Origin of the sequence: Variovorax sp. KBS0712 (assembly GCF_006323185.2) — a bacterium.
GTDB lineage: Bacteria > Pseudomonadota > Gammaproteobacteria > Burkholderiales > Burkholderiaceae_C > Variovorax > Variovorax boronicumulans.
In genome coordinates this window covers 1,320,285-1,339,247 of record NZ_VCCD02000002.1, presented here as the reverse complement: position 1 = coordinate 1,339,247, position 18,963 = coordinate 1,320,285, and the positions used below count along the sequence as shown (strand labels likewise).

General features: G+C 60.8%; 17 protein-coding genes. 9 read left to right on the top strand and 8 right to left on the bottom strand.

The window, feature by feature from the left end:
- Positions 1-1,416 (top strand): enolase C-terminal domain-like protein, encoded by a 1,416-nt coding sequence (locus tag FFI97_RS23210; RefSeq protein ID WP_139705020.1) that lies wholly within the window; start codon positions 1-3, stop codon positions 1,414-1,416.
- 403 nt (positions 1,417-1,819) lie between these two features.
- Here the strand turns inward: FFI97_RS23210 and FFI97_RS23205 are convergent, their stop codons facing one another.
- The 7 genes from FFI97_RS23205 to FFI97_RS23175 form a co-directional block, all read right to left on the bottom strand.
- Positions 1,820-2,200, bottom strand: coding sequence for a Rid family detoxifying hydrolase (locus FFI97_RS23205; protein ID WP_139705018.1), 381 nt, complete (start codon positions 2,198-2,200; stop codon positions 1,820-1,822).
- A 68-nt stretch (positions 2,201-2,268) separates the two neighbouring features.
- On the bottom strand, positions 2,269-3,165 hold the full coding sequence (locus tag FFI97_RS23200) for a DMT family transporter (RefSeq protein ID WP_185993696.1): 897 nt from the start codon (positions 3,163-3,165) through the stop codon (positions 2,269-2,271).
- Between the two features lie 65 nt (positions 3,166-3,230).
- Positions 3,231-4,034, bottom strand: a complete 804-nt coding sequence (locus FFI97_RS23195) for an amino acid ABC transporter ATP-binding protein (protein WP_139705014.1) — start codon at positions 4,032-4,034, stop codon at positions 3,231-3,233.
- Complete coding sequence (locus tag FFI97_RS23190) at positions 4,031-4,975, bottom strand: amino acid ABC transporter permease (RefSeq protein WP_095949219.1); 945 nt, start codon at positions 4,973-4,975, stop codon at positions 4,031-4,033. Before FFI97_RS23190 ends, FFI97_RS23195 begins: the two co-directional genes overlap by 4 nt.
- A 122-nt stretch (positions 4,976-5,097) precedes the next feature.
- Complete coding sequence (locus FFI97_RS23185; protein WP_139705012.1) at positions 5,098-5,952, bottom strand: ABC transporter substrate-binding protein; 855 nt, start codon at positions 5,950-5,952, stop codon at positions 5,098-5,100.
- A gap of 179 nt (positions 5,953-6,131) precedes the next feature.
- Positions 6,132-7,295: an aminotransferase class V-fold PLP-dependent enzyme gene (locus tag FFI97_RS23180; RefSeq protein WP_185993695.1), complete on the bottom strand. Its 1,164-nt coding sequence runs from the start codon at positions 7,293-7,295 to the stop codon at positions 6,132-6,134.
- Positions 7,296-7,728: 433 nt separating this feature from the next.
- Positions 7,729-8,946, bottom strand: a complete 1,218-nt coding sequence (locus FFI97_RS23175; protein WP_139705007.1) for a M20 aminoacylase family protein — start codon at positions 8,944-8,946, stop codon at positions 7,729-7,731.
- Positions 8,947-9,201: 255 nt separating this feature from the next.
- On the opposite strand from FFI97_RS23175, the gene FFI97_RS23170 reads away from it, so the two are divergent.
- A complete protein-coding gene (locus tag FFI97_RS23170) occupies positions 9,202-10,155 on the top strand; it encodes a LysR family transcriptional regulator (protein WP_139705005.1) in 954 nt (317 codons plus the stop codon).
- Between the two features lie 257 nt (positions 10,156-10,412).
- A complete protein-coding gene (locus FFI97_RS23165; RefSeq protein WP_139705003.1) occupies positions 10,413-11,399 on the top strand; it encodes a Bug family tripartite tricarboxylate transporter substrate binding protein in 987 nt (328 codons plus the stop codon).
- Between the two features lie 110 nt (positions 11,400-11,509).
- Here the strand turns inward: FFI97_RS23165 and FFI97_RS23160 are convergent, their stop codons facing one another.
- Positions 11,510-13,054 (bottom strand): IS3 family transposase, encoded by a 1,545-nt coding sequence (locus FFI97_RS23160; protein WP_139705001.1) that lies wholly within the window; start codon positions 13,052-13,054, stop codon positions 11,510-11,512.
- A gap of 654 nt (positions 13,055-13,708) precedes the next feature.
- On the opposite strand from FFI97_RS23160, the gene FFI97_RS23155 reads away from it, so the two are divergent.
- The 6 genes from FFI97_RS23155 to FFI97_RS23130 all read left to right on the top strand — a co-directional run bounded on the left by FFI97_RS23155 (position 13,709) and on the right by FFI97_RS23130 (position 18,945).
- Complete coding sequence (locus tag FFI97_RS23155; RefSeq protein ID WP_139704999.1) at positions 13,709-14,677, top strand: LysR family transcriptional regulator; 969 nt, start codon at positions 13,709-13,711, stop codon at positions 14,675-14,677.
- Positions 14,678-14,892: 215 nt separating this feature from the next.
- On the top strand, positions 14,893-15,738 hold the full coding sequence (locus FFI97_RS23150; protein ID WP_139704998.1) for a transporter substrate-binding domain-containing protein: 846 nt from the start codon (positions 14,893-14,895) through the stop codon (positions 15,736-15,738).
- A 50-nt stretch (positions 15,739-15,788) separates the two neighbouring features.
- Positions 15,789-16,547: an amino acid ABC transporter ATP-binding protein gene (locus FFI97_RS23145; RefSeq protein ID WP_313906291.1), complete on the top strand. Its 759-nt coding sequence runs from the start codon at positions 15,789-15,791 to the stop codon at positions 16,545-16,547.
- Between the two features lie 16 nt (positions 16,548-16,563).
- Positions 16,564-17,244 carry an amino acid ABC transporter permease gene (locus tag FFI97_RS23140; RefSeq protein ID WP_260685120.1) on the top strand — a complete coding sequence of 227 codons (681 nt, stop codon included), beginning with the start codon at positions 16,564-16,566 and terminating at the stop codon, positions 17,242-17,244.
- Positions 17,245-17,261: 17 nt separating this feature from the next.
- On the top strand, positions 17,262-17,948 hold the full coding sequence (locus tag FFI97_RS23135; RefSeq protein WP_139704996.1) for an amino acid ABC transporter permease: 687 nt from the start codon (positions 17,262-17,264) through the stop codon (positions 17,946-17,948).
- Positions 17,949-18,009: 61 nt separating this feature from the next.
- Positions 18,010-18,945, top strand: coding sequence for an N-carbamoyl-D-amino-acid hydrolase (locus FFI97_RS23130; protein WP_139704994.1), 936 nt, complete (start codon positions 18,010-18,012; stop codon positions 18,943-18,945).
- The last annotated feature ends 18 nt before the right edge of the window (positions 18,946-18,963 follow it).

Sequence of the window (18,963 nt, the reverse complement as noted above, 5' to 3'; positions counted from 1 at the left end):
ATGGTGGACGCTCTCAAACTGAGGGTTCTCGAGGTGCAGTTCTTCCAACTGCCCATGGCGTTCAAGAAGCCCTTTCGATTCGGCGCCTACAGTCTCTCGGAATGCCCACAGGTGTTTACACGGGTCGTCGTTCAAGCTGGCGAATGCGTCGGCGAAGGTTTCAGTGCCGAACTCGCTGTGCCCAGATGGTTCGACAAGAGGCCCCACCTTAGTGCAGAGCGGAACGTCGACGATCTGTTTGCGGCACTCTTCGCGGCTAGGAATGGCTATTTGACCGCGGACGGCGCGCGCACCGTCTTCGAGTTGCACAACATCGTCAACTCGACGGTTCTGCAAGATGCGCCGACGCTCCCGGCCCTAGTTCGATCCTTCGGCCAGGCCCAGATCGAGAAGGCGCTCATCGACGCCGTTTGTCGTCTGGCCTCGACGAGCTTCGCCCAAGCAACACGCGCCAACCTATGGGGCATTGGCTTCAGCGAAGCCTGCGCACCCGACTTGCTGGGTGTGGACGCCTCAGCCGTACTTCAATCGCTCGTGCCGCGCGACAAAATGTGGTTGCGCCACACCGTTGGATTTCCTGTGTCCCGTGACGGCTCAGCTGAGCCTTCTGCCTTGTCGGAACTTGCCTCTGCGGTCCGCGATCAGGGCCTGCGCTTCCTGAAGATCAAGCTTTCGGGTTCGCCTGACGCCGATGCGAGGCGGGTGGAGGAGATCTGCGCGCAGTTTGCGCCGGCTGAACTGCCTTTCTTCTCGTTGGATGGGAACGAACAGTATGCAGGCGTCGAAGGCCTTCATAATCTTTGTGCCCAGCTTTCGCGCATCCCTGCGTTGAAGGGTGAACGACTGGGCAAGAAATGCCTTTTCCTCGAGCAGCCGTTGCCTCGCGAGAAGGCACTGGACGCAACAGTGCGCTTGGGAGATCTACCCATGGCGGTCGCCATTGACGAATCTGACGACGAGGACGACGCTTTCGTGCGGGCACGACAACGCGGCTACCGTGGTGTTAGTTCCAAGGCATGCAAGGGCGTCATTCGCTCGCTCGTCAACGTTGTGCGTTGCTTGCATGCAAATCGCGGTGACTCACTCAAATGCTTCGTGACTCCTGAGGATCTCTGCACGCAGCCAGGCTGGGCGTTGCAGCAGGATTTGTCCCTGGCGGCACTCACGGGAGCTAGTCATGCTGAAAAAAACGGACATCAATACGTCGCGTCATTCGCAGGTCTCTCAGATGGTATTACTTCGAAGTTCATGGAGGCGCACGCTGACTTGTATGGCATGACTGATTCATCGGCTCGCCTGAGAGTTGCGGAAGGACGGCTCTCGGCAAGTTCAATAAACCGTTGCGCGGGGTTCGGAACCCTCGTCGTCCCGGAACTGGATCGGATGGCCGAAGTGCACGAACTTGAGGTTCGGTGACAGCGTCCATCTGGCCTCGGGTCTCAATCCTTAAGGACCGCGCAGGTCTTGAGCGCTCGAGGACAAGCTGATCAGTCCAAGAGAGGTCAGCGGAGGGGAACGGGGGCGAAGGAGCGCTGAATGCGCGTAGCCATCCCTCCGGAGCTGCTCAGGGCGCGAAGGAGCCGCCCAGCTGACGTCCACGGTGCCCCGAACGGCCATTCCGGACGCCCCGGTCTAACTTTGAAAAACCAAGGGGTCTAAATTTGAAATCGTCGCCTGCCAGTTGTTGATTTTGCTGTGTTCCAAGGTGCGACAACCTTGGAGGAACTCAAGTGAGTGAGTTCGTTCAAAGTTAGACCGGAAGTCCGCCTCGGCAAGGAGTCTCGTTCCTCATCTATAGTCTGAGCCGCTGCATCGCCGGCTAGCGTGGCAGCGCGACGATGGCCTCGATCTCAACGAGTGCCCCCATGGGGAGCGCAGAAACCTCGAATGTCGCGCGTGCCGGAAACGGCGCAGAGAAGAATTCGGCGTAAGCCGCGTTCATCTTTCCGAACTCGGAAAGTCGCCGCACAAGCACGGTTGTCTTCATCACATTCGAAAGCGAAGCACCCAAGGCCTCTGCGATCGCGGAGACGTTGCGCAAGCATTGCCGGACTTGCTCAGCGTCATCGTCGCTCTCGATCTTTCCGGTCTCCGGGTTGATCGGTAGCTGACCGGAAATGAACAAGAGGTCTCCATGGATCCGTCCCTGAGAATAGGGACCCACGGCCTTCGGAGCATTTTTTGTTTCGACAACTGACATCTGCGTATACCTTTCCTTCTATATTGAACGGCACTCGAAGTGCCGCTTACTTTCTTGAAGCGTCCAACCTAAGTCCTGCGCTCGATCGCTCGCAGGATCCACGGTTTGCGCTCCGTACCATTTCTGTTCTGCACCATGCTCGTTCCCAGGACGATCACGATCAGCGCTGCCAGGTCGGACCAGAAGAGAGGCTCCCCGAAGAACATCCATCCAATTGCAAGGCCAATCACCGGAATCATGTAGTTGACTGTTGAGATGAAGGATGCGCTTGCGCGCTTGGCCAACTCCAGCATTGCCACCACTGCCATGGCCGTGGAAATCACCCCGAGCAGCACGCAAGCCATCAACGCATCCCCGCTGTGCGCGACCAATCCCGCATCCACGTCGCAGAACGGGTAGACAGTGACTGTGGCCAGAATCAGGCTGAGGGCACCCGTTCCCATTTGCTGAGTCGGCTGCCAGGCACGCGCGAGCACAACGTTTCCGGCAAAAGCGACCGCTGCGCCAAAAAGAGCCGCGAGACCGATCAGCGCATCCGGGCCAAGCTGCACCCCGCCTCGTACGAGCACGATTCCCAGGACTCCTGCGAGCCCCAGAAGCAGACCAAACACTCCCCGGAGCGTCAGGCGTTCGTTTGGCAACATGAGGTGCGCAAGCACTGCGCAGACCAAGGGAGTTGCCGCCATCGTCACGGCGGCCAGACCACTGGCCACCCACTTCTGCGCAACCGTGATGAGCGCCAGCGGTAGTGCGTTGCCCAGGATGGCGTAGGCCATGGCGCAGCGCCAATCGCTTGCGACCCATCCGAGGCTTCTCACAGAGAGGCAGGCCCATAGGGTCAAAGCCACGGCGCCAACCGCCATTCTCAGGAAGAGAACGTCAGACGATGTCATCGTTCCCAGCGCCAGCTTTGTGAAGCCGTACGAGCTTCCTCGGCAGAGCGCGAGAACGACCAGAAGCGACATGAGTATCCCGAAGCTGCCCTTCCTCATGAGATCGGCGGCCCGTCCAGCTTCTTGCTATGAAACACTCAGAGCACCCTCGCGAGGAACTCTCGAGTGCGCGCTGACTGTGGGTTCGCGATCATTTCCCGCGGATCCCCTTTCTCGACGACGACCCCGCCGTCCATGAAGACGAGCTCGTCGGCAACTTCTCGCGCAAAACCAATCTCGTGGGTCACCACGACCATCGTCATCCCGCTGTTCGCGAGGTCTTTCATCACCGTCAAGACTTCGCCCACCAGTTCCGGGTCGAGCGCAGACGTCGGCTCATCGAATAGCAGGACCTTGGGCTTCATGGCCAATGCGCGCGCGATGGCCACGCGTTGCTGCTGCCCGCCTGAAAGATTGCGCGGATAGTCGTCCTTCTTGTGTGTGAGACCGACCCGTTGAAGCAACTCCAGCGCAAAGCGCTTCGCACTCGCAGAGTCTTCGTGCCTCACCTGGATCGGTGCCTCAATCACGTTCTCCAGCACCGTCATGTGTGGGAACAAGTTGAACTGTTGGAACACCATCCCCACTTCCGCACGCCGTTCGCAAATCTCAGAGGCTGAGAGCTTGTGCAACTTGCTGCCAACCAAGCGGTAGCCGACGAAATCACCTTGCACCAACAACAACCCGCCGTTGATCTCTTCCAGGTGGTTGATGCAGCGCAAAAATGTGCTCTTTCCCGAGCCGGAGGGTCCGATGATGCAGGCAACCGTTCCTTCTGCCACCTGCAAGTCCACGCCCTTGAGCACCTCGAGAGCGCCGAACGATTTGCGGACGCCCTTGGCGTGAACAGCGACGTTCTCAGAAACGCCGAATTTGGCTCTGTGTGAGACGGTGGCGTTCATGCCGATACCCCCTTACGTTGAAAAGTGAACATGCGGGAGAAGACGTCCTTGTAGAGGCTCGGCTTGGCTGCGTGCTCTTCGCGAGAGAAGTGGCGCTCCAGGTGATACTGGCCAATGGACATCACCGACACGGCGATCAGGTACCAGATGGTGACCACCAGAAGCAAGGGGATGGTCTCGAAGGTGCGGGCATAGATCGCCTGTGCGGAGTACAGCAGGTCACCCACTGCGATCGTGCTGACCAGGGAGGTCATCTTCAGCAGATTGATCGTCTCATTGCCGGTCGGAGGGATGATCATGCGCATCGCTTGCGGGATGACGATGCGGCGCAGCAGCTGGCTTGGCTTCATTCCGAGTGAAACCGCAGCCTCCGTCTGCCCCTTTGCGACGGCCTTCAATCCGCCACGGACGATCTCGGCCATGTACCCGGCTTCATGCAATGACAGCGCGATGATTGCCGCCACGAACGGCGTCATGATGTCGTTCATCGATACCGAGAAGACGGTTCCGATGCCCGGCAACCAAAGGGTCACGGTCTTGAAGACCAGCGAAAGGTTGTACCAGAGTATGAGCTGGACAAGTGCCGGCGCTCCGCGAAACAACCAGACGAATGTCGTGGCCGACGTGGAGAGCATCTTGCTCGTGGAGAGCATCATCAGGGCAACGACGGTGCCGATCGCTACCGCAAGCACCATGATGACAATTGTCAGCAGGATCGTCGTCCACAGCCCCTGCAGGATGAGAGGGTGGAAGAGGTACTGCCCGACGACTGGCCACTGGAACTCGCGGTTGGTAACGACCGCGTGCCCAATTGCGACCAGCCCGACGAGCAAGAGGCCAATGGCGACATACAGCCACGGATGGCGCAGAGGGACGACTTCCAGCTCTTCCGGACGAAGAAAGGAAGACTCCCGAGGGTCTCGAATTTTTTGATTTGACATGATGGAATCTGGAGAGAAAGCGAATCGGCGAGGCCAATGAAGCGCGTAGACAACGCGATGGAACGGGCGTCAGAGGTCCGCCCTGTCGTCAAACAGGGAATCTCTTTCGCCTGAGGCCGTGCTTATTGCTTCGGGAGTTGTTCTGCGCTTGTGACCACCACAGACTTGTCGATGGCGGCGAGTCCCATGCCGTACTTGTTGATGATCGCCTTGTAGCTGCCGTCGTCCATCAGCCGTTGCAGCACTGCACGCATCATCTCGGCCGACTCGGTATCGCCCTTGGCTACGGCCACACCGAGCGGCAAGGGCGAATACTCGCCTGGAACAACAACCATCTTCCCTGCGCTGCGCGACGCGTAGTACGAACCTGCCGTCGCATCGTCCAGCCGCCCCACCACGCGTCCGGTCACAACAGCTTGGATGGCTTCCTTCTGGTCGGGATAGATGGCCTTCTTGATCGCCTCCTTCCCCTTGGACTTGCACTCTGCGCTGATCTTGTCAGCAGCAAAGTCAGCAGCCGCCCCCGACTGGACTGCGACTTGCGCACCGCACAGGTCGTCCTTGGTCTTGAAGTTCACGGCCTTCTCCGTGGGCACCAGCAATACGGTTCCAGCTCGCAGGAAGGTCACAAAGTCCACCTGCTTCAGGCGCTCGGAGGTCACTGTGAAGCTGGCCCAAGCCACCTTGGTTCGCCCGGCAGCCAGCCCCGGGATCTGCGAGGGGAAAGGTTGACGCGAAACTTCCAGCTCAACACCCAACGCATTGGCGGCGGCCTTTGCGAGTTCGATGTTCAGACCTGCGGGGTTTCCTGCCTCGTCAGCAAATTCGAAGGGCGCATAGGACAGGGTGTTTGTGATCCGAAGCTTTCCCGTGGACTTGACTTCGGAGTTCTTGGGGAGAGCCTGCGACATCGCCAATGTCGATACGCAGGAAAGAGTGACTGTTGTCGCAATCAAATGAAATCTGTTGAGGGCCATCTTTGTCTCCGTTTGAGTATTGCTAGAAAGTTGAAAATTTAGCAGTGAGACATCGACAAATGAAATTGTTATTCATCATGTTCGATGTGAGCGAAAGTCATAGTGACCTCGCCATTCAATTCGGAAAGGCACGGCGATACCGCCCATGGACTGAGCCTCAGGGCCGTGCGAATTCAGGATCAGACTGTCAATGATGAAACCTCCGACATCGTGTTCACGATTCGGTCCATCTCTTCGTCGGTGTTGTAGTAATGCGGCGAAAGACGAATGGCGTTACTGCGAACGCTCGCATAGATTCCAGCCGCGTTCAGTGCTGCATGCAGCGTTTCTGCCGGCGTGCCGGGCTTGCGCACCAGAAGGATCCCCGAACGGGAGCACTCCTCGAAGTCAAAGACAACCTCCAGACCGGCCTGCAAGCAACGCTGCTTCATGTACTCGTGCAGATGCAGGACACGGCGATGTATTGCCTGTGGCCCGAGCTCATAAATTTGCCTCAGGCGCTCGGTCAGACCGTAGATCCCTGAACCGTTGGGCGTGCCCGACTCGAAGCGCCTTGCATCGGGCAGCAGGTCGAGCGTTCTCTTGAAAGCAAAGGGCTCGTTCACGCTCAGCCACCCAACGATTCTTGGCTGAACTACCTCCAGAGCTCGGTCGGACATGGCCATGAAACCAATACCCCGGGGTGCGAGCATCCATTTGTGGCCGCTGACTACCAGGACGTCGACGCCACTTGCTTCAACTGAGAGGGACATTGCGCCGATCGATTGGGTTCCGTCGACGACGAGCAATGCGTGATGCTTCGCACAGACTTCGGCGATCTTTCCGAGATCCACGCGGAAACCGCTGTAGAACTGAACGTGGCTGATGGATACGAGCCGCGTGCGGCGATCGACGTGAGGCATCAGATCTTCCGGCTCGATTCGACCATTTGTCGACTCCACCCTGCGAACTTCGACGCCGAGCTTTTGAAGCTGGAGCCAGCAAAGATAGTTCGAGGGGAACTCCTGAGCTGGAACGACCAGGTTGTCGCCCTCGCGCCACTCAATTCCCATTGCGACCTGCGAGAGACCATGCGATGTGTTCTGAACGTACGCAATGCTGCTCGGTGAGCTCCCCACCAACATCGCCGCAAGCGCTCGACCGCGGTCGAACTCATCGATCGCTATTTCAGTGACTTCGCGCAGATTGCGCACCGTCAGCTCCGTGTATCGATTGGAGGCTTTTTCAACCCTGGAGGGCACCGGCGACACGGCAGCGTTGTCGACATAGACGATGTCCTGGAGATACGGGATATCGCGACGAGATTTCTCAATCTGATCGTTCGAAAGCGTGGAGGTCTGCACAGTTGGTCCTTGATCCGATTTCTCGGTTGAAATTTGTGCTGGAAGTTTAGAAATCGGACTCTTCCACGGCAAATTCGAAGTTCTAATAATTCAAATGAACTCGGCTCATTTGTGAGTGGCAATTTCTCTAGTCTTCGAATGCGTTGACTAGTCGCCCGCGCGACGACCCAAGGCAATGCCTTGTTTTTTTACTCATGAAGGTGGCAAAAGACAGCGCTAGTCGGCGACTCGCGCAATCTGACTTCTAACTCTCGGGTGTGCGCGCATCGGCCGGATCTATCAGATCGGCATGCTTGGCACGGCAGTTCTCAAGATCTCGTTGCACCGCCTCTGTGGAAATTCACTTGGGCGGTGCTCCACTTCTGGTGCTGGTCGACCCATTCACCGTGACGGCTCGGTCTTCCAGCGAGACAAGCGCCGCTTAGCCTCGAGGTCAGGACGCGTCCGAACTCGAACGAGCACCATCTTTGAGATATCGATTCGCGAGCTGGACGAAGTAGGTCGCCCCAATCGGCAGCAACTCGTCATTGAAATCGTAGCTATCGTTGTGGAGTTCACACGGCCCCATGCCTGAGCCTGGCTCGCGATGAGAACCATCGCCGTTACCAATGAATGCATAGCACCCGCGGCACTCTTTCAGCATGAAGGCGAAGTCTTCGCCGGCCATGGTCTGCCTGATGGCACGAGATACGTTGTCGCGCCCTACGACGCTCTGGGCGACGTCCATGGCGAAGGCAGCCATATCGGGATCATTCACCGTTGCGGGGTAGGCAAGCCGGAACTCGACCAGGGCATCGCAACCGAAGGCCTTGGCAACGGATTGCGCAACTTCTTCGATCCGCTTTCCGATGTTGCGCAGCAAACTGTCATCAAAGGTCCGTACAGCGCCAGAAAGCCTGCAGTCCTTGGCGATCACGTTGTCGGCACGACCTCCGTTGATCTTGCACACCGAGAGCACTGCCGAATCGATCGGGTCCACATTACGGCTGACGATGCTTTGCAGCGCAACGACAATCTGGCTGGCCGCAAGCAGCGCATCGGCAGAAGCATGTGGCATTGCAGCATGACTGCCAATGCCCGTCACAATCACTTCGAAGGTCGCGCTTGCGGCCATCAGCGGGCCGGGTCGGGAACCGATATGGCCGACCGGCAAGCCAGGCCAGTTGTGAACTCCGAAGATCGCCTCGCACGGGAATCGGTCGAACAGACCATCCTGAACCATCGCACGCCCCCCAGCCAGCCCCTCTTCGGCCGGCTGAAAGATGAAGTGCACGACCCCATCGAAGTCGCCCTCCAGCGCCAAGTGGCGAGCAGCGCCCAGAAGCATGCTCGTGTGTCCATCATGACCACAGGCGTGCATCATTCCAGCGTGCTGCGAGCGATGCTCGAAGGTGTTCGCCTCCTCAATGGGGAGCGCATCCATGTCGGCTCGAAGGCCGATTGCACGCGTGCTCCTACCCCGGCGAAGCGTTCCCACCACGCCCGTCTTTCCGATGCCGCGAGTCACCTCGATACCCCACTCGGACAAGCGCTCTGCGACAAACTGAGACGTGCCGTGGACGTCATAACCCAGCTCGGGCCGAGCATGCAGGTGCCTGCGAAAGGCACGAATCATGTCGGCGGAGGCGACGATTTCGGGAATCAGCTTCATGGATTTACGTGGGCATTTTCGGTGTCTGGCGCCCTGCACGTCCGAACCGATGGGCGGACTGTCACGGCGTTTCACGGCAGTCTAGGCCTCGGCAGTTCATGAAGCAAATTCCGTGTTTTAATGATTGGAATGAGTGTGAGTCATACTGGAACACCTCACTTTCGCCTCGAAAATCTCTAGCGGAAAGCACGCAGCCTTTGCTTGGTGACGTGCCGCTTCCAAGGTGCCGCTGATGGTGTTTGCTTCGGACATTGCATGAACTTCGACTCCATCGACCTGAATCTGCTTCGAGTGTTCGATGTGCTTATGCGAGAGCGCAACGTCACCGTGACAGCGGACCGGCTGTGCCGTACGCAATCGGCGATCAGCCACTCATTGGCGAAGTTGCGGTCGTTGTTCAACGATGAGCTGTTCGTGCGCGATGGCGGCACGATGAAGCCCACCCCGCGAGCTATCGAGTTGGCAGTCGACATCTCCACGGCTCTGTCCAGCATCCGGGCCACAGTCGACCGTCACCAGCGTTTTGATCCTTCGCAAACGCGGGCGAACTTCCGGGTTGGCCTGATCGACTACCACGCCATGATCTTCCTGCCCAACTTGATCAAGGAGTTGGCGGAGAAGGCACCGAATGCCACGCTGAACGTCATTCCTGCCGCGCGCGATGAAGTAGCCCCATTGATTCACTCGCATCAACTGGACTGCGCCATCATGGGGAACTTCGACGTCGAGGATCCGGGCTTGCTCAAGCTGGAGTTGGGGCAGGACAGATTGGTGTGCGCCATGTGGCGCGGCAGCTCGCTCCTGCAGCACCCTCTCACGCTCGAGTCATACCTTGCGGCGACACACGTCCAGATCTCCGCCGATGGCATGTCGGAAAGCCTTGCCGACCGAGCGCTCAAGGAACGGGGGCTGCGTCGCAAAGTCGCAGCGACCATTCCCAACTACCTCATCATTCCATGGGTTCTGCGCGGCACGGATCTCATCACGCACTGCGGCGACAGCATCCTGCCACTTCTGGACGAGAAGAGCGAAGTGATGCTGGCTCCACCGCCTTTGCCGCTTCCCCCATTGACCATCTCCCTCGTATTGCACCGACAGATGGCGACCGACCCGGCCACCACCTGGTTTCGCGGGATCATTGAGCGCATCTTCGAAGAGTGGCAGGCGTCCAAGAAATCGGCCTGGGCCGAAAGTCCATTCGTTTACTAGCCAAGCGCAGCCTTGTAACAGTTGCAAGCCAATCGTGTTGCCTGCGAGATGAGCGCGAAGATCTCTGCATCGTGCGTCGCAGCTGCAGTTGATCGCGTCTTCATGCCTCGAGGCTCCACCGCGATATGTACTCTCAGAGAGCGCATGAGCCGCGCTCATTCTTCTGATGAGCGTTTTGAATTTGTGTCATTTACCGGCAGTGCTTAAGCTGATTTCCACCGGGGCGCATCTCGCCCCCAACTCAGCAAGAGCTTCACATGACATACGCTCTCCCAAGACACTCTCTGTTCGGCCAGGTCACTGCGTGCCTTGCCATTGCTGCCTGGGCACTCGCCTCGGTGGCGCACGCCCAAGTTTTTCCCTCCCGCCCGATCACGATGGTCATACCCGTCGCGGCGGGAAGCGGAAGTGACGTGATTGCACGGGCGGTGGCAAACGATGCCAGCGCGCTCCTCAAACAGCCGATCGTGATCGACAACCGCCCAGGCGCCGGCGGAAACATCGGGACGGCGCTCGTAGCACGAGCGAAGCCCGACGGATACACGATCGTGATGAACTCGCTGAATCATGTGATCAATCCGGCCCTCTACAGCAAGCCGGGCTATGACGTCGCGAGCGATTTTGTGCCTGTCGTGATCCTTGGCACGGGGAACATCGTGCTTGCCGTGCGTGGAGACTCGCCAATCAAAGATCTGAAGTCCTTCCTCGAGGCTGCACGCAAGGCTTCCGCGCCGCTGACTTACGCCACACCAGGAAATGGCAGCGTGAATCACCTCGCGACGGCCATGCTGGCGCAAGCCGCAGGCGTCAAGTTTCAGCACATTCCCTTCGGCGGCGCCCCCGCGGCAAGCAATGCGCTGGCCGCCGGGCAGGTCGACTTCGCAATCCTGGCCCCTGCATCGACGACTGGTATGTTTCAAAGCGGTCGGCTGCGGGCGCTTGGGATGACCGGCCCTCGGATCGCGAGCATGCCTGGCGTGCCGTCAATCCGGGAGATCTTGCCCGACTATGAGGTCGCGCCCTGGTATGGCGTCTTCGTCCCGAAGGGCACGCCTCCGGACGTTGTGACCAAACTTCATCGTGCGTTCAAGGAGGCTCAGTCCCGCCCCGAGTTGAAGAACAGGATGGAGCAAGTTGGCATCGTTCTAAGCACTCAAAGTCAGGACGACTTCGCCAAACTCATGACTACCGAAATTCCCCGCTGGAATGAAGTCGTAAAGCGCTCGGGCGCGACCGTAGATTGAGAGTCCACCTCAGCACACAGACCCGATTGAAGCCCATCTCTTCACCTGCGGCGAAGACGCGGCGGAGAGTCATTTTTCTTGGGGGGTGCGGCGGAAAACTTGGACTGGTTTTATGCCGCAAGTCCAAGGCTCACCCGGTATTCGATGGGGCTGAGAGAGCCAAGGGAGATCTTGATCCGCTTCTCGTTGTACCAACGGATGTACGAGTCGACCACTTCAATGAACTGTTCGATGGTCGTGCCCTTCCAGTCCCGAGGATAGAACAGTTCGTTTTTGAGGCGACCGAAGAAGCCTTCGCAAGCCGCATTGTCCGGAGAGCAGGCCTTGCGGGACATCGAGCGGATGAGATTGGCATCGCTCATTCTTGATAGCCAGCCTGGCCAGCGATAGTGGCCGCCGCGGTCGGAGTGGACCACAGGCCGGTCAGCGGTGTCCGTCACCGTCTCGATGGCTGCATCCAGCATGGTATTGACCAACTCAGCGTCAGGGCTCGTGCCAATGGCCCAGCTCACCACCATGCCGTCGAAGCAATCGATGATCGGCGACAGGTAAACCTTGCCGGCGGGGATCTGGAACTCTGTGATGTCCGTGAGCCACTTCTCATTGGGTGCCGCAGCCTGGAAGTCGCGGTTGATGATGTTCTCTGGTGCTGGACTGATCTCCCCCAGGTACGAGGCGTATCTGCGCTTCTTGTGCATTGGAACAACCAGGCGCTCCTGCTTCATCAGCCGCTGCACCACCTTCTCCGAGATGTTGACCTGCTGCCTGGTCAACGAGGCCTGCAGCCTGCGGTAGCCGTAACAACGGTGGTTCGACTCAAAGATCTCGGTGATGGACTGCCGCACTTGGAGGTACTTGTCGCCCACCACTGCGCGGGCCCGATGGTAGAAGTACGAGCTACGTGCAATGCCCAACTGTGCAAGGAGCTCTGGCAAGCCGTAATGCTCCTTGAGGGCGTCAATCAGCAGTGTCTTCTCCCGGTCGGACAGGAGCTGCAGATCGACGCCCAGGCCTTTTTTTAACAGTTCATTGGCCTTGTTCAAGAGGTCCTGCTCAAGGCGCAGTTGCCTGACTTCGCGGCGCAACGCCTCAACCTCGCGCTCGAGCTCGAGCTCGTCGCGCTCTTGAGCCCGTGGAGACTGATTGGTGTGTTTCATGGATGCGGGTGCCTCACGTCCCAGAAGCTGGTTCTTCCAGTTGTACAACGTCGGCCTGCTCACACCAAGCTTCTGAGCAACCACCTGCGCACTTCCCTCACGAGTGCACAGTTCGAGGACCGCCAGCTTCTTCAGTTGCGGCGGCCGAGGTGCACTGACGGCCCTGCCGACAACGCGCTGCCGGGGGTTGGGGTCCAGTTCATCAATCCAGGCACGCAGCAAATCGCGGCACGGATAGCCCAACGCCTTGACCGTGGAGGCGATGCAGCGCCCGTGCTCGGCGTAGTGTTTGACAGCCTGCTCCTTCTGAATTTGAGAATACTTCGGCTTCGAGCGCACGTAGCCGGACGACAGGTCCAGGCGCCGCTCGTACTCCTCATGCCAGCTCTTCAAAGAGTTCTTCGTCGGGTAGCCCAACTGGCGGATAGTCGCCCCGGTGCGCTTGCCCAGCTTGATGTAGAGCGTGACCGCTCGGATGCGGTCTTCGTATGAATACATGAACTACCTCCTGGTAGTCCAAGTTTTCCGCCGCCCCCCAAAACTGGCTCAGTTTCCGGTCGGCGCCAACAGAAGAACGAGGCCGATTGCCTCGGTTCCCAACATAGACAGGGGCGCGATGCTTGTTAAATCACAGACTGTGCGGCGGGCTACCGCGCGAGCGGTTTAGTCCCACGCTGCGCTGCGGTCTTCGACATGCTAGCCGGCCAGGGCCAGTAAGTACCCGAAAACGACTGTCGCCCCGAATGGCCGCTTTCCCGCGGCCGCCAGTTCCGCGAACGGCCCGACCTGGCCTGAGCGACGAACGAGCGTTTTCCCACATGCTTGATTGTGCTCACGGACGCGATCGTGTCCTTGACCACGCTCATGAAGCGCTGGCGACAATCCTGTCCGCAGCTAAGGCGTTGATCGCGTCGTCGTTGATGCTGCCCGGATGCGCATATGCTGCCTGAAAATAGCATCGATGCGCACGCTCAGGTTCTTGGACCAGACCATGTGGGTCATGGAATGCCCTGCAACCCGTGTACAACTGAGGCACCGCTCTGCAATGGCGATCGAAGGTCGCACACGGCGGTGCGCCGCCTTGTTGACCTGGATCAAGCAAGAGCCGGACTTCCCTTCATCACACGCTAGCGAACTCAATACCTGCCTTCCATGAACCTCCGGCAAATCGAGGTCTTTCGAGCCATCATGACCACCGGCACTGCCAGCGACGCTGCGCGCCTGCTGCATGTGTCGGTGCCGGCCATTAGCCGAGTGCTCTCTCACACCGAATCGCAACTCAGGTTCCCGCTGTTCACGCGCGTGAAGGGCCGGCTCGTTCCCACGGACGAGGCGCGCCGGCTGTATCGCGAGGTGGCCGACGTCTACCTGGGCGTGCAGCGCATCCGAGATCTCACCCAGGACCTTGTGGCTCAGCGCACCGGCCTGGTGAGCGTGGTCTCCAGCCCCGGCGTGGGCCACGTGCTCGTTCCAATGTCGATCGCGCAGTTGCACCAGGCCAATCCCGAGATCCACGTGCGCTTTCGCACCATGACGCAGGCCCTGCTGATCGAGCGCCTGCTGGGCCGGCAGGCGGACCTGGGCATCTCGCTCGACGCGGTGGACCACCCGAGCCTGGTGTCGGTGCCCATCGCACGCTGTCGCATCGTCTGCATCTGCCCGCGCGATCACCCGCTAGCCAGCCGCACGGCGGTGGGCGTGAACGACCTGCTGCCCTTCGACTTCATCGGCTACCCGCGCGGCACGCCGCTGGGCGAGCGCGTGCGCAACCTGTTCGCCGGCCTCGAGGAATTGCCGCGAATGCCGGTGGAAGTGGGCTCGCCGCAGAACGCCTGCGCGCTGGTGCAGCTCGGCGTGGGCGTGGCCCTGGTGGACGAGTTCACCATGCTGGCCTGGTCCGAGTCGCGCCTGCGCACCTTGCCAGTGGAAGAGGTTGAGCCGGTGGTCGCGCACCTGGTGTACCTGCGCACCGACCCCTTGTCGCCGGCCACCGAGGCCTTCGTGCGCTGCTTTCGAAGCGTGCTCCTGCAGCGCGGCATGGCCGTGCCGCGCTCCGAACAGTTGTCCTCGGAGCTCGAGATGCTGGATCAGGGCGCACTGCCGCCCACCTCGGGCGCCTAGCCCTGCGCCCGAAACCTGTGCGCCCCGCACGGCGGCTCCCCGCGGCGGTGCATCAGGGTTCACCCCCCTTAACCAAAGATTAAGGGCTGGCGACGAATCGTGAATCGACGGCTGGCGGGCCGATTCGAATAATTGGCTTCACCCTCGACAAGGTCCTTGCACCGAGGGACGCGCCGGATGTACGTCCGGAGACGTATTCATCTGGAGCCCTCACCATGTTGCGATTCATCCAAGCCCTTGCGGTCCCGGTCGGACTGACCCTGCTGATCGGCAGCGCCGCTGCAGCAACCACACCGCTGCGCACGGGCGTCGACCCCAACTTCCCGCCGCACGCCTTTCCCAAGCTCAGCGGAGGCTATCAGGGCTTCAACGTGGAACTAGGCGAGGAAATCGCCCGACGCCTGGGCCGTCCGCTGGAGATCGAAGGCGCGCAGTACTCGGCGCTGATCCCCGCGCTCAACGCCAAGAAGTTCGACTTCCTGATGGCGCCCACCACGGTCTCGCAAGAGCGCGCGAAGTCGGTGCTTCTGACCGAAGGCTACCTGGACAACAACTTCACGCTCGTGGTGAAGAAGAGTCGCGACGACGTGAAGGACATCAAGGACTTCAAGGGCAAGACCGTCGCCGTCAACAAGGGCTCGGGCCCCGAGGAATGGGCGCGCAACAACCAGGCCCAGTATGGCTACGAGATCGCCGTGTACGGCACCAACGCCGACGCTGTGCAGGCCGTGATCTCGGGCCGCGCCGACGCCAACCTGGCCGGCCTCACGCCTTCGGCCTGGGCGGTGAAGAGCAACCCCACCATCAAGACGGTGTCGGTCATCAAGACCGGCTCGGTGTGGGCCATTCCCTTTCGCATCGACGACAAGGTCGGCCGCGACGAAGTCAGCAACGTGCTCAAGTGCATGAAGAAGGACGGCTCGCTCACCAAGCTCTACACCAAGTGGTTCGGCGGCTCGCCCGAGCCCGATTCGGCCACCGTCGTCTCGCCCGCCGGCCACGGCGTGCCCGACCACTTCGGCTACGAAGCCGCCCCAGTCACGCCCCGCTGCAGCAGCTGAAACGCTCGCGCAACCGCTCCGGCCCGCTGATTCCTGCCCTCACCCCGTCGATGACTGCTACCGCCCCCCCCGCCCTGCTTCAGGTCAAGAACCTGCAGAAATACTATGGTTCGACCCATGTGCTCAAGGGCATCGATCTGGAGATCAAGGCGGGCGAGCTGGTCTCGGTCATCGGGCCCTCGGGCTCGGGCAAGAGCACCTTCCTGCGCTGCTGCAACCGCATGGAAGACGCCAGCAGCGGCGCGGTGCTGGTCGAGGGCAAGGACATCTACGCCGCGGGCGCCAACCTCAATCACCTGCGCGAGCGGGTGGGCATGGTGTTTCAGGCCTTCAACCTGTACCCGCACCTGGACGTGCTGGGCAACGTCACGCTGGCCCTGCACAAAGTCAAGAAGATGGCGCGCGCGCAGGCCGAGTCCGTGGCCATGGAAGCGCTCAAGCGCGTGGGCATGGACCACAAGGCCAAGTCGCGCCCCGGCCAGCTCTCGGGCGGGCAGCAGCAGCGCGTGGGCATTGCGCGCTCCATCGCGCTGCAGCCCGCGCTGGTGCTGTTCGATGAACCGACCAGCGCGCTGGACCCCGAGATGGTGGGCGGCGTGCTGGAAGTGATGCGTGAGCTGCGCAGCGGCGGCATGACCATGGCGGTCGTCACGCACGAGATGGGCTTTGCCAAGGCCGCGTCGGACCGCGTGGTGTTCATGGACGGGGGCGTCATCGTCGAGCAGGGCACGCCAGCCCAGGTCTTCGAGCAGCCTTCGCAGGCGCGCACCGCGGCGTTCATTGCCGGCATTGGCAACCGCACGGTCTGAGGCGACGGAACGCCCCATGCAACTGCAACAACTGGTCTTCACCTTCTTCAACAGTGAAGTGGCGGCGCGCTACCTGCCGCAGATTCTCAAGGGTGCGGTGGTCACCATCGAGCTGGGCCTGGCGATCATCGTGGCGGGCCTGGCGCTGGGGCTGCTGCTGGCCTACCTGCGCAGCCTGCCTTCTCGCGCACTGCGCGGAGTCATCAAGACCTGGGTCGACATCTTCCGCGCGCTGCCGCCGCTGGTGCTGATCATCCTCTTTTACTACGCGCTGCCCTTCCTGGACTTCTCGCTCAGCGCCTTCGCGGCCACCTGGCTGGCCCTCACGCTGGTGCTGGCGGCATTCTCGGAAGAGGTGTTCTGGGCCGGCATCGAAAGCCAGCCGCGCGGCGTGATGGAGGCCGCGCGCTCTACCGGCCTCACGCACACGCAGGCTATGGCGTACGTGATCCTGCCGCAGGCTTGCCGCCTCATGATCGCGCCGCTGACCAACCGCGTGATCGCCATCACCAAGGGCACGGCCTACGGCTCGGTGGCGGCACTCAACGAAATTCTCAACGAGGCAACCTCGGCCACCAGCTTCGCGGGCAACCCCACACCGTTGATGCTGGGTGCCATCGGCTACCTCGTGATCTTCCTGCCCGTGGTGATCGTCGGGCGCTACATCGAGCGCCGCCACGGCGTCGGCCGGCACTAAAGGCCAGGGACGAAGCCATGGAACAGATCCTTCACTACTTCTTCAACCTCGAGGTCCTCAGGGAAGTCGCACCCTACGTGCTGGCCGGCCTGTGGACCAGCCTCAAGATTTCGATCTGGGTGATTCCGCTGGGCCTGCTGGCGGGCCTGGCGGTGGCGCTGGCGGGCTTCCTGGTGCGCAACCGCCTGGTGCGTGCGCTGCTGGTGGTCTACATCGACCTGTTCCGCGCTTTCCCGCCGCTGGTGTTGCTGATCTTCCTGTACACCGGCCTGCCCTACCTGGGCGTGGAGCTGTCGCCCATGGGCTGCGTGGCGGTGGGCTTCATGCTCAACAACTCCAGCTACTTCGGCGAGATCTTCCGCGCGGGCCTAGAAAGCGTGTCGCGCGGCCAGCACGAGGCGGCGCGCTCCACCGGCCTGAGCCGCCTGCAAAGCCTGATCCACATCGAGATCCCGCAGGCGGTGCGCAATGTCTTCCCCGACCTGGTGAGCAACATGATCGAAGTGGTCAAGCTCACGACCATCGCCAGCGTGGTGTCCGTGCCCGACATGCTGTATGCCGCGCGCACCGCGCAGTCGATGCTCTACAACCCGACGCCGATCGTGCTGGCCGCCGCCATCTATCTGGCATTGCTGTGGCCACTGGTGGTTCTGCTCAATCGCCTCGAAGCCCGCCAGCGCGGCGCTTCCGCCGACGCTGTCTGAGGGCGCCCGCGCGCCCCGCCCCCCCGAAAAACCGACTGTCAAAACCTGAGGAAAGAGAAAGATGACGAGCAAACGCACGCTGGGCCTGGCTGTTGCCCAAATGGGACCCGTGCACCTGTCTGATACCCGTGCGGCGGTCGTGCGCCGCCTGGTCGAGATGATGCGCGAAGCCAAGAGCCGCGGCGCCGAGATGGTGGTCTTTCCCGAACTGGCGCTGACCACCTTCTTCCCGCGCTACTGGATGGATGAGAAAGAGGCCGACGAGCGCTTCTACGAGAAGACCATGCCCAACGCCGACGTGCAGCCGCTGTTCAATACCGCGCGCGAACTGCAGATGGGCTTCTACCTGGGCTATGCCGAGCTGACGCCCGAAGGCCGCCGCTTCAACACCGCGATCATCGTGGACCGCGGCGGCGCCATCGTGGGCAAGTACCGCAAGATCCACCTGCCCGGCCACTCGGACCACAAGCCCGATGCACCCTTCCAGCACCTGGAGAAGAAGTTCTTCGAAGTGGGCGACCTGGGCTTTCGCGTGTTCAACGCCATGGACGTGCGCTTCGGCATGTGCCTGTGCAACGACCGCCGCTGGCCCGAAACCTATCGCGTGATGGCGCTGCAGAGCGCCGAAGTGGTCGTGCTGGGCTACAACACGCCGTCGCAGAACATCCATTGGAACGAGCCGGCGCACCTGCGCACCACCACCCACCTGGTGTCGCTGCAGGCCAATGCCTATCAGAACGGCATGTGGGTGGCGGCGGCCGGCAAGTGCGGCTCCGAGGATGGCCACCACATGATCGGCAGCTCGGTCATCGTCGCGCCCACGGGCGAGATCGTGGCGCGCAGCCTGACCGAGGAGGACGAGGTGATTTGCGTGAACGCGGACCTGTCCATCGGCGAGTACTTCCGCCAGCACGTCTTCAACTTCGCCAAGCACCGCCGCCCCGAGCACTACAAGCTGATCGTCGAGCGCACCGGCGCGGGCGAGCCCCTGGTCTGAGCGCGCAAGGAGCCTGAG

What these genes read in the sequence shown, in the direction of transcription:
- FFI97_RS23210 (WP_139705020.1), top strand. Translation starts at nt 1, where the DNA reads ATGGTGGACGCTCTCAAACTGAGGGTTCTCGAGGTGCAGTTCTTCCAA.
- FFI97_RS23205 (WP_139705018.1), bottom strand. Translation starts at nt 2,200, where the DNA reads ATGTCAGTTGTCGAAACAAAAAATGCTCCGAAGGCCGTGGGTCCCTAT.
- FFI97_RS23200 (WP_185993696.1), bottom strand. Translation starts at nt 3,165, where the DNA reads ATGTCGCTTCTGGTCGTTCTCGCGCTCTGCCGAGGAAGCTCGTACGGC.
- FFI97_RS23195 (WP_139705014.1), bottom strand. Translation starts at nt 4,034, where the DNA reads ATGAACGCCACCGTCTCACACAGAGCCAAATTCGGCGTTTCTGAGAAC.
- FFI97_RS23190 (WP_095949219.1), bottom strand. Translation starts at nt 4,975, where the DNA reads ATGTCAAATCAAAAAATTCGAGACCCTCGGGAGTCTTCCTTTCTTCGT.
- FFI97_RS23185 (WP_139705012.1), bottom strand. Translation starts at nt 5,952, where the DNA reads ATGGCCCTCAACAGATTTCATTTGATTGCGACAACAGTCACTCTTTCC.
- FFI97_RS23175 (WP_139705007.1), bottom strand. Translation starts at nt 8,946, where the DNA reads ATGAAGCTGATTCCCGAAATCGTCGCCTCCGCCGACATGATTCGTGCC.
- FFI97_RS23170 (WP_139705005.1), top strand. Translation starts at nt 9,202, where the DNA reads ATGAACTTCGACTCCATCGACCTGAATCTGCTTCGAGTGTTCGATGTG.
- FFI97_RS23165 (WP_139705003.1), top strand. Translation starts at nt 10,413, where the DNA reads ATGACATACGCTCTCCCAAGACACTCTCTGTTCGGCCAGGTCACTGCG.
- FFI97_RS23160 (WP_139705001.1), bottom strand. Translation starts at nt 13,054, where the DNA reads ATGTATTCATACGAAGACCGCATCCGAGCGGTCACGCTCTACATCAAG.
- FFI97_RS23155 (WP_139704999.1), top strand. Translation starts at nt 13,709, where the DNA reads ATGAACCTCCGGCAAATCGAGGTCTTTCGAGCCATCATGACCACCGGC.
- FFI97_RS23150 (WP_139704998.1), top strand. Translation starts at nt 14,893, where the DNA reads ATGTTGCGATTCATCCAAGCCCTTGCGGTCCCGGTCGGACTGACCCTG.
- FFI97_RS23145 (WP_313906291.1), top strand. Translation starts at nt 15,789, where the DNA reads ATGACTGCTACCGCCCCCCCCGCCCTGCTTCAGGTCAAGAACCTGCAG.
- FFI97_RS23140 (WP_260685120.1), top strand. Translation starts at nt 16,564, where the DNA reads ATGCAACTGCAACAACTGGTCTTCACCTTCTTCAACAGTGAAGTGGCG.
- FFI97_RS23135 (WP_139704996.1), top strand. Translation starts at nt 17,262, where the DNA reads ATGGAACAGATCCTTCACTACTTCTTCAACCTCGAGGTCCTCAGGGAA.
- FFI97_RS23130 (WP_139704994.1), top strand. Translation starts at nt 18,010, where the DNA reads ATGACGAGCAAACGCACGCTGGGCCTGGCTGTTGCCCAAATGGGACCC.